We start from the raw sequence: 9,529 nt of genomic DNA on the forward strand, positions 1-9,529 counted from the left end.
CGCTCGAGCCATAATGCAGGCCGTGCGTCAGAACGTGCACCTTCGCGTCCTTCCAGGGTACGAACTGCCCGTCGTACCAAATCCAACCATCGCGTTGATCGAAAGGGGTCGCGGACATGTCAGTCTCCATTGAGGTGGCGTTGGCGTGTGCCACGTAATTTCCGAAGCTTTACCGTGTCGTTTGAATGTCATTCATTTCACGGAAGCGCCTTGACGAGTAACAATCGTCCTGAGATATGTCAACAAGGCTGACTTAAAAACTCGGGTCAGCGTCCCGGTCACCGGATTGGAAATGGACATCGCCGTGCCTGAAGCTGTTCCCGTGATGCGCCCGCGATCCTCCGGCGCCGACACTCCCGCCGAGAGCCCGGCCTATGACCTCATTGAGCTGTTCTTCTTCGCCTATCGAGATTTCGTCAGCGATCCGGACCGGATCCTCGGCGAATACGATTTCGGCCGCGCCCACCACCGCGTGCTGCATTTCGTCGATCGACAGCCGGGGCTGACCATCGCCGAGCTGCTCGACATTCTGCGCATCACCAAGCAGAGCCTGAACCGGGTTCTGAAGGAGCTCATCGAAAAAGGCTTCATCGAGAGCCGGACCGGCACCGCCGACCGCCGGCAGCGCCATCTTCACGCGACACCCCAGGGACGCAACCTCGCGCTCAAGCTGGCAAGGCTTCAGACCGGCCGCATCCATGGGGCGCTCGCGAAAGTCGACCCGGAGGCGAAGGCTGCCGTCAGCGCCTACCTTCTGGCGCTCATCGATCAGGACGACCGGGCCCATGTGGAGCGCCTCGTTTTCGGCGGCGCGGAAACCTGATAAGCATCCGCCCGATGGAACCCGCACGCATCGATATCCCCGATCACGCGCCGCACGTCCTCGTAGTGGACGACGATCGCCGGCTGCGTGACCTGCTGGCGCGCTTTCTTTCCGAGAACGGCTACCGGATCACCACGGCGGCAAGCGCCGCGGAGGCCCGCGCCAAGAGCGAAAGCGTTCTGTTCGACGCGCTCGTCCTCGATGTAATGATGCCCGGGGAGACCGGGTTCGAATATGCCCGCAATTTGCGGCAGACCTCGCAGATCCCCATCCTCATGCTCACCGCCCGGGCCGATGCGGCCGACCGGGTGACCGGTCTCGAGATCGGCGCCGACGATTATCTGCCCAAGCCCTTCGAGCCACGGGAACTTCTCCTGCGTCTCGGCAATATCCTCAAGCGCAACCATGCGGGCGCAGGCTCGCCGAATATCGAGCAGCTCGAGGTGATTCACTTCGGGCCGTTTTCCTTCCGGTTCGATCGCGGGGAATTGCGCCGGGATGACGAGGTGGTGCGCATCACTGAGCGCGAGCGGGAGATCCTGACGATCCTCGGCATGCGAACCGGCGACAACGTGCCCCGCGAGGAGCTCGCCGGAAACGGCATCGCCGCCAATGAGCGCACGGTGGACGTGCAGATCAACCGGTTGCGGCGCAAGATCGAGGTCGATCCCGCCAACCCGTTGCTGCTGCAGACCGTTCGCGGCGTCGGCTACCGCCTCGTCATCGACCGATGAAGATCGGTTCGGCTCTCGGATACTCGCCTTTCGACCGCGTGGCGCGCTGGTTCGGCCGTTACCTGCCCAAAGGCCTCTATGCCCGCTCGCTGATCATCATCATCGCGCCGGTGGTACTGCTGCAATCGGTCGTCGCCTATGTGTTCATGGAGCGCCATTACCAGCTCGTGACGCGACGCCTGTCGTCGGCGGTCACGGCCGACATCGCGGCGCTCATCGACATCTATGAGAGCTATCCCCAGAACCGCAACTCCGCCACGCTCGAACGCATCGCCTCGGAGCGGCTGCAGCTCGACGTGGATATCCTGCGCGACACCGATCTGCCGCCGCCCGCGCCCAAGCCGTTCTTTTCGATCCTCGACGAAACCCTGTCGGAGGAACTCCGCCGGCAGGTCGATCGCCCCTATTGGATGGACACGATCGGCCGCTCGAACTTCGTCGAGATCCGCGTCAAGCTCGACAACAATACGGTCATGCGCGTGCTCACCCGCAGCTCGCAGGCCTACGCCTCCAATTCGCACATCTTCCTCGTCTGGATGGCGGTCTCGTCGCTGGTTCTCCTCGGCATCGCGATCCTGTTCCTGCGCAACCAGATCAGGCCGATCCTGCGATTGTCGGAAGCCGCGGAGGCGCTCGGAAAAGGGCGCGAGATCGAGTTTCGCCCGCGCGGGGCGCGCGAAGTGCGTCAGGCCGGCCACGCGTTTCTCGAAATGAAGCGGCGCATCGAGCGCAATCTCGAACAGCGCACGACGATGCTCAACGGCGTCAGTCACGACCTGCGCACGATCCTGACCCGCTTCAAGCTATCGCTGGCGCTGATTTCGCAGACGCCGGAGGTGGAGGATCTCGAACGCGACATCGACGAGATGGCCCGCATGCTCGAAGGCTATCTGGCCTTCGCGCGCGGTGATCTCGGCGAGCAGGCCATCGAGACGGATTTGCGTCCGCTTCTCGAGGAATTGCAATCCGACGCCGAGCGCCAGGGGCATGCGACGAGCCTCGACATGGTGGGCGATCCGATGATCACGGTTCGGCCCGATGCCTTCCGGCGGCTGCTCGTGAACCTCCTCGCCAATGCGGCGCGGCATGGGGAGCGTATCGAGATTTTGGYCAACCACGAGACCCGCTGGCTGGTCATCCATGTGGACGATGACGGCCCCGGAATTCCGCCTGAAATGCGCGAAGAGGTGTTCAAACCCTTCTTCCGCCTCGACGAAGCTCGCAATCAGGACGAGGGCGGTTCCGGCCTCGGCCTTGCGATTGCGCGCGACATCGCCCGTGCGCATGGCGGCGACATCACGCTCGGCGATTCTCCGCAGGGCGGGTTGCGCGCCACGGTGCGATTACCCGCCTGAGCGACCGGGGCGATCGGCGACGTTCCCATGTCGCGCGCAGGTCGCTCCGTCAGCGGGGCGCGATCCTAATACAGGCGACCGCCGATCGGCACGTCGCGCGCGGGCCCGATCAGCATCACCTCGCCGTTCTCGTCCGGCACGCCGAGGGTGAGGACCTCCGACATGAACGGGCCGATCTGGCGGGGTGGGAAATTCACCACGGCGAGCACCTGCCGTCCAACCAGTTCGTCGAGCTTGTGGTTGACGGTGATCTGCGCGGACGACCGCTTGATGCCGATCCCGGCGCCGAAATCGATCGACAATTTGAAGGCGGGTTTTCGCGCCTGCGGGAAAGGCTCGGCGGAGACGATGCGTCCCACCCGGATATCGACCTTCAGAAAATCCGCAAACGCGATCTGTGTGCTGCCCGCATCTGGATTGTCCATGTTCCCCCCTCGCAGACTGTCGTCAGATCGCGGCGGCCGGATCGCTGGTTTCGCCGCGATCGCCGCTTTCCGGAGACTTTTTCGCCGATGAACGGCGTTCCATCAAGGCCCGGCCGAACGCGCGGAAGGGCGCCGTGAGCCGACGAAGGTCCTCGGCCTGTTCGAGAATGCCCTCCCCGCGCCGCAGCTCGCGATCCAGCCGCGCCATCGTTCGGGCAAGCGACGGATCGTCGTCGTGCAGCCAGGTGCGCAGCGTTTTGCCGAAGACCAGAACGGCGCCCTGCAGTTTCAGCGCCCCGAGGCGTCCCTCGGTGGATATGCCCGCCGCCGCGAGCATGAAGCGCTGCGAGTTGAGCGCCACCTTGTTGAGCGCCGCGAGCGACATGGGATCGAATTGCAGGTCGCGCGTCATGCGGCGCAGGGACGCCTTGTAGGGCGTGAGCGCATCGATGCGACGCATCATCACGTCGAAGATCCGTTCACGGGCGGGCTCGCCCGCGAGATCCTCGGAGGTTCYCTCCAGCACCTTCATGTCGATCATCCGCGAAAACGCTCCGAGGATCGCGCCCTTGGAGGGAAACAGGTCGCGAAATTCCGACAGGCTGACGCCCGCTTGCCGCGCCACATCGGCGATCTCGATCTCGTGCCAGTCCTTCAGGGCTGCGAGATGCATCAGCGCCTGCACGATGGCATCACGTTTCGAGGGTATGGCCGTCATGCTGATCTCCAGTGCATGTTGCGAGACGCTCTATGTAGCGCGCGCGGCGCGCATGGCATCTCGGCTCAGCCCGACAGTTCGCCCGCACGGCGCTTTGCCGCAGCGACCGCTTCTCGCATGAGCGCCTTGAGACCGCCCGGATCGGCCATGAGGATTTCCAGCGCCGCCGCGGTCGTTCCACCCGGGGAGGTGACGTTCTGGCGCAAGGTCGCCGGGGGGAGTTCACTTCGGAACAACAGCTCGCCCGCCCCCGTCACGGTGGCGCGCGCCAGCCGCTCGGCGAGATCGGCGGGAAGACCTGCTTCCTTCCCCGCCTCGGCCATGCATTCGACGAGATGAAACACATAAGCCGGCCCCGACCCCGACAGGGCCGTGACCGCATCGACGAGGTCCTCGCTGTCGAGCCACTCGACGATCCCGACGCACCGCAGCAGGGCATCGGCGCGGAGGCGCTGCTTCTCGCTGACCTCACGATTCGGCGCGGCGCCCGTCGCACCCCGGCCGATGCTGGCGGGAAGATTGGGCATGGCGCGAACGATCGCGCTCGCGGCCGGAAGCCTCGCTTTCAGATCGCCGATCGTCTTGCCGGCCAGCACCGAAACGAGAACCGTCTGCGGGCCCAGAACCGCGTTCACGCTGGCGGCGGCCTCGTCGAGCAATTGCGGCTTGATCGCGAGGACCACCACCTCCGACGCCTGGGGCGACGGAGGATTGAGCGCTATGCCGCGCTCCTTGCAGAGGCGCGTCATTTCGTCGGAGGGGCGCGGATCGAGCACGGTGACGCCGGCAGGCGCCATCCCGTTCGCGAGCCAGCCCTCCAGCATGGAACCGCCCATCTTGCCGGCGCCGACGAGAACGAGGGATGAGGGGAGGTTTTGGGCGTGTGACGACATGGCGACCCGATGCAGATGAATGCGGAGCCGCAATCTAGATCAGATTTGCCTCGCGCGGATACCCGGGACAGACCTCGGCCGCTCTCACGCCTCGCCTTCGGTCTCGAAGAGAACGAAATCGAGCGCCTCGCGAGGAGTCCTTCCGGCCCAGAGAACGAACTGGAAGGCCTGGAAATAGCGCTCGCACGCCTCCACCGAGACGCGCAGCATGGTCTCGCATTGCCCGGCGGTCGCATCGGCCCCACCCGCGAGCAGCAGGGCGTGGCGGAACATCACCGTATTCTCGGTGTTCCAGAGATCGAAATGGCCGACCCAGAGCTGTTCGTTGATCTGGGACAGGAGGTGCTGGATGTCCTGTCGGCGGCGGTCGGGCACCTTGAGGTCGAACGCGCAGGCGACATGGAGCGCCTCGACATCCTCGATCCACGTGAAGGCCACGTGATACTCGGCCCATTTGCCGCTGACCGAGATCGACATCTCGTCCGCTGCCGTGCGGTCGAACATCCACTCGCGAATGGAAGCGAGCCTCTCGACGACGTCGAGAGGATGTTCCACGCGATCTATTTCGACTTGCAACTGACGCATCTCAATCCACGAGGTTCGGTCTCTTCGAAATGGAAAGCATTCGAGGAAACAGAATTACACAAAATCAACGGAAGCGCCGTATTCCCGGCGTCGAATACGTAGAACTTCGACGGCGGCGGCCACTTCCGTGACGAATCAACTCACGGATCGACACTCGTAGATTTCCCTGAACGTCACAATGCGTTCAGTGGTCCTGTCCACAACAGCTCCCCTGTCGTGGACGCATGAGGGACCGGCTCAGGCCGCAGGCTTCGCGGGGGCGGCCTTGGCGGCGTTGGCCGCCTCGAGCGCTTTCAGCCTTGCATCGAGCCGCTCGTTTTCCTCCCGGGCCGCCACCACCATGTCGCGCAGCACCTCGACTTCCTCCCGGGTCGCCACGTCCATTTCCTTGATGAGGCGTTCGATCTGGCCGCGCACCACCGTTTCCACTTCGCGGCGGACCCCCTGGGCGGCGCCGGCCGCATCCGTGGCGAGGCGGGCAATTTCATCCAGGATACGGTTTGAAGACTGGGTCATGGCGGCGTCCACATTGGGCAGGTGAGCGGGAAAGTCGGGTTCGCCCAGATGTGAGCGCATTCGCCCGAAACTGCAACCGCCCCTCGAAGGCGAACGGGGTTGACGCCCGGCGCCGGCCCGGTCCAATGGGCGTGGTTCACCAAGGCTGCCCGATGCCGTCGCTCACTTTTCCGATCATCGATCCCATCGCGTTCTCCATCGGCCCCTTCGCCATCCGGTGGTATGCGCTGGCCTATGTGACGGGGCTTCTCGGCGGCTGGTTCTACGCCAAGCGTCTCGCGGCGAGAGCCGATCTGTGGATTCCGCAGCCGCAGCCCAAACCCCTCGACATCGACGACCTGATCGTGTGGGTCGCACTCGGCGTCGTGTTCGGCGGTCGCCTCGGTTATGTGCTGTTCTACAACCTCTCGACCTATCTGGCGCATCCGCTCGAAATTTTTGCCGTGTGGCGCGGCGGGATGTCGTTTCACGGCGGCCAGATCGGCGCGGCGCTCGCCATCGTGGTCTTCGCGCGCAGGCGCGGGCTCAATCCGCTGACCATGCTCGATCTCGCGTCCACGGTCGCGCCCATCGGCCTTTTCTTCGGCCGCATCGCCAATTTCATCAACGGCGAATTATGGGGCCGTCCCGCATTGGACTTTCCCTACGCGGTGGTGTTTCCCCATGCGGGGCCCCTCCCCCGTCACCCGAGCCAGCTCTATGAGGCGTTTGGCGAGGGATTGCTGCTCTTCGTCGTGATGGCGATCGCCGTGCGGATCCTCGGCTTTCGCCGTCCCGGATTGCTGGGAGGAATCTTCATTCTCGGTTACGCGGTGGCGCGGATCGTGTGCGAATTTTTCCGCGAGCCGGACGAGCAACTCGGCTTCCTGTTCGGCGCATCGGTGCAGGCGCTGAGCGGCGGCGTCACCATGGGAATGCTGCTGTCGATCCCCATGGCGCTCCTCGGCATCGCGGTGATCGTCATTGCCATGCGGGGCGCCACGCAATCGCGGCGCGAGACCGCGTGACGCGCCTCGGCGACAATCTCCGCCATCTCATCGCGCTCGAAGGGCCGATTTCCGTCGAACGCTACATGGACGTCTGTCTTCGACATTACTATGCGACGCGCGATCCTTTGGGCGCGGGCGGAGATTTCACCACGTCGCCGGAAATCAGCCAGATCTTCGGCGAGTTGCTGGGTCTCTGGATGGCTGAGGTCTGGCACGAAATGGGGCGGCCCGCCCCGGTCAATCTCGTTGAGCTGGGGCCTGGGCGCGGCACATTGATGGCCGACATGCTGCGGGCGGCGCGCGTGCTGCCGGAATTTCTCGCAGCCGCCTGCGTCCACCTCATTGAGACGAGTCCCGCCTTGCGCCACAGGCAGAAGGCGACCCTGACTGATTCCGGCGCGAAGGTCGTCTGGCACGAGAGCTTCGCCGAGGTGCCCGACGGCCCGCTGCTGCTCGTCGCCAACGAGTTCTTCGACGCGCTGCCCGTCCGCCAGTTCGTCGCCACGGAGCGCGGGTGGTGCGAGCGCCTTGTCGGCGTCGAGGACGACACACTCATTTTCGGCCTCAACGCGGAGCCCGAGCCGAGTTCCGCGCCTCCCCCGAAGCCCGGAGAGATCCGCGAACTTCACCTCCATGCGACGGAGCTGATCGGCGACATCGCAAAGCGCCTCGCCCGCGAGCGCGGGGCGGCGCTGATCATCGATTACGGATATTGGGGTCCGGCGTCGGGCGACACCCTTCAGGCCGTCCGGCGACACAGCTTCGTGGACCCGCTGACCGAACCGGGCGAAGTCGATCTCACCACCCATGTGGATTTCGCACAGCTCGCCCATGCGGCACGCGCCGCGGGGGTTGTGGTTCACGGCATCGACACACAAGCCAATTTCCTCCACGCGCTCGGCATCGCCACGCGGGCCGCACGGCTGAAACGAAGCGCCACGCCCGCACAGGCCAAGACCGTCGATGACGCGGTGGGGCGACTGACCGCGACCGAAACCCGTGGGATGGGAGAGCTGTTTAAAGTCATGGCGCTGACCGATCCCGATCTTGAAACCGTGCCGGGACTGCGCGCCCGCCTGGACCCGCCAAAGAGGTGATACGCATGTATATCGAAGCGCCCGAACTCGCCTCCTACCCCAATATCAAGCATGCGTTCTTCACGCGGGTGGGCGGCGTATCGGAGGGGATCTACGCCTCGCTCAATGGCGGTCTCGGCTCATCCGACGATCCCGCCCGCGTAGCGGAGAACCGCCGCCTGATGGCCGAGGACCTCGACATCGAGCCGGGAGCGCTGATCAGCGTCCATCAGGTCCATTCCGCCGATGCCGTCATCGTGGACGGGCCATGGTCGGGCGAGCGGCCCAAGGCCGACGGGATGGCGTCCGCCGTCACGGGTCTGGCGCTCGCGGTCACGACGGCCGATTGCGGACCGATTCTGTTCGCCGACCCGCACGTGAACGTCGTGGGGGCTGCTCATGCGGGCTGGCGCGGGGCGCTGAACGGAGTGCTGGAAGCCACCATTGTGGCCATGGAGAGTCTGGGCGCGAGGCGGGACAAGATCGTGGCCGTGCTCGGCCCCACCATCAGCCAGGGGGCCTACGAGGTCGGCGCCGATTTCGTCAGGCAATTCACCGATGCGGATTCGGGCCACAAGCGCTTCTTCGAGCCCGCCGAGCGAGCGGGCCACGCGATGTTCGATCTTCCGGGTTTCATCGGCATGCGGCTGGAAGCGGCAGGCATCGGCGAATTCGCGAATCTCGGTCTGTGCACCTACGTCAACGAAGAGCATTTTTTCAGCTATCGGCGGACGACGCATCGCGGAGAGCCGGATTACGGCCGGCTGATTTCAGCCATCACGATCGTCCCACAGGTCTTGTAGCGGCACGCGGCGGAGCGATAAAGCAACTTAATAACATGTATCGGCGATGCCTCCAAAAAAACATTTTTTGCGAAGCATTGAAACCAACCTCGAATATCCTCGTTGAGGTTTGGCAGAAATGCCAAGGGGAACTCTTGTTTGTGACCGCCACAATCCCGCCATAGTACCTTCCGGTGCTGTTGTGCAGATGTCACAGACCTAGCGGAGCTCTCAATCTATATAGGACCAGTCTGAACCTGGCTTTGGGTCACCCGGCCGGGAATATCGAATAGGAATCAAACCATGAAGAAACTTCTTCTCGCCACTGTTGCGGTCTTCGGCTTTGCCGGCGCTGCTGCGGCTGCCGACCTGCCGTCGCGCTACGCTCCTCCCCCGATGGTCGCTGCTGTGCCCGTCTTCACCTGGACCGGCTTCTACGTCGGCGTGAACGCCGGTTACGGCTGGAACACCAACGACAACAACAACTACTTCGACCCCGTTTTCGGCTATAGCGGCGGCGGTAGCGACGGCGGCTTCGTCGGCGGTGGCCAGATCGGCTACAACTACCAGATGGGCCAGTTCGTCATCGGTCTCGAGACGGATATCCAGTACGCCGACATCGGCGGCGGACGC

Annotated in this window: 11 protein-coding genes and 2 pseudogenes; 7 read left to right on the forward strand and 6 right to left on the reverse strand. The window is 64.2% G+C overall.

What is annotated here, in order from left to right; translation table 11 throughout:
* Positions 1-118, reverse strand: a pseudogene (locus tag AC1DVM_RS21385) (branched-chain amino acid aminotransferase); the annotation flags it as partial.
* A gap of 207 nt (positions 119-325) precedes the next feature.
* Between AC1DVM_RS21385 and AC1DVM_RS21390 the strand changes: the two are divergent.
* The 3 genes from AC1DVM_RS21390 to AC1DVM_RS21400 are packed head-to-tail and all read left to right on the forward strand — an operon-like array spanning position 326 to position 2,912.
* Positions 326-823, forward strand: a complete 498-nt coding sequence (locus AC1DVM_RS21390; protein ID WP_477257868.1) for a MarR family winged helix-turn-helix transcriptional regulator — start codon at positions 326-328, stop codon at positions 821-823.
* Positions 824-837: 14 nt separating this feature from the next.
* The gene (locus AC1DVM_RS21395) at positions 838-1,557 is read left to right on the forward strand and encodes a response regulator (protein ID WP_477257848.1); all 720 of its coding nucleotides are present in this window, start codon (positions 838-840) and stop codon (positions 1,555-1,557) included.
* Positions 1,554-2,912: an ATP-binding protein gene (locus tag AC1DVM_RS21400; protein ID WP_477257850.1), complete on the forward strand. Its 1,359-nt coding sequence runs from the start codon at positions 1,554-1,556 to the stop codon at positions 2,910-2,912. The genes AC1DVM_RS21395 and AC1DVM_RS21400 overlap by 4 nt, the downstream gene beginning before the upstream one ends.
* 65 nt (positions 2,913-2,977) lie before the next feature.
* Here the strand turns inward: AC1DVM_RS21400 and AC1DVM_RS21405 are convergent, their stop codons facing one another.
* The 5 genes from AC1DVM_RS21405 to AC1DVM_RS21425 form a co-directional block, all read right to left on the reverse strand.
* On the reverse strand, positions 2,978-3,337 hold the full coding sequence (locus AC1DVM_RS21405; RefSeq protein WP_477257852.1) for a tRNA-binding protein: 360 nt from the start codon (positions 3,335-3,337) through the stop codon (positions 2,978-2,980).
* A 22-nt stretch (positions 3,338-3,359) separates the two neighbouring features.
* Positions 3,360-4,055: a TetR/AcrR family transcriptional regulator gene (locus AC1DVM_RS21410; RefSeq protein ID WP_477257854.1), complete on the reverse strand. Its 696-nt coding sequence runs from the start codon at positions 4,053-4,055 to the stop codon at positions 3,360-3,362.
* A 65-nt stretch (positions 4,056-4,120) separates the two neighbouring features.
* Entirely contained in the window at positions 4,121-4,948 is an 828-nt protein-coding gene (gene proC / locus AC1DVM_RS21415) for a pyrroline-5-carboxylate reductase (protein WP_477257856.1), read from the reverse strand.
* An 84-nt stretch (positions 4,949-5,032) separates the two neighbouring features.
* The gene (locus AC1DVM_RS21420; RefSeq protein ID WP_477257858.1) at positions 5,033-5,533 is read right to left on the reverse strand and encodes a type III secretion system chaperone family protein; all 501 of its coding nucleotides are present in this window, start codon (positions 5,531-5,533) and stop codon (positions 5,033-5,035) included.
* Between the two features lie 237 nt (positions 5,534-5,770).
* Positions 5,771-6,049 carry an accessory factor UbiK family protein gene (locus tag AC1DVM_RS21425; protein WP_477257860.1) on the reverse strand — a complete coding sequence of 93 codons (279 nt, stop codon included), beginning with the start codon at positions 6,047-6,049 and terminating at the stop codon, positions 5,771-5,773.
* Between the two features lie 152 nt (positions 6,050-6,201).
* On the opposite strand from AC1DVM_RS21425, the gene lgt reads away from it, so the two are divergent.
* The 4 genes and pseudogenes from lgt to AC1DVM_RS21445 form a co-directional block, all read left to right on the forward strand.
* Positions 6,202-7,056, forward strand: coding sequence for a prolipoprotein diacylglyceryl transferase (lgt, locus tag AC1DVM_RS21430; protein ID WP_477257862.1), 855 nt, complete (start codon positions 6,202-6,204; stop codon positions 7,054-7,056).
* Positions 7,053-8,135 carry a class I SAM-dependent methyltransferase gene (locus tag AC1DVM_RS21435; RefSeq protein WP_477257864.1) on the forward strand — a complete coding sequence of 361 codons (1,083 nt, stop codon included), beginning with the start codon at positions 7,053-7,055 and terminating at the stop codon, positions 8,133-8,135. The genes lgt and AC1DVM_RS21435 overlap by 4 nt, the downstream gene beginning before the upstream one ends.
* A gap of 5 nt (positions 8,136-8,140) precedes the next feature.
* Positions 8,141-8,917, forward strand: a complete 777-nt coding sequence (pgeF, locus tag AC1DVM_RS21440; RefSeq protein ID WP_477257866.1) for a peptidoglycan editing factor PgeF — start codon at positions 8,141-8,143, stop codon at positions 8,915-8,917.
* A gap of 282 nt (positions 8,918-9,199) precedes the next feature.
* Positions 9,200-9,529 (forward strand): annotated as a pseudogene (locus AC1DVM_RS21445) (outer membrane protein); the annotation flags it as partial.

The organism is Microvirga sp. P4_A5 (genome assembly GCF_056402495.1).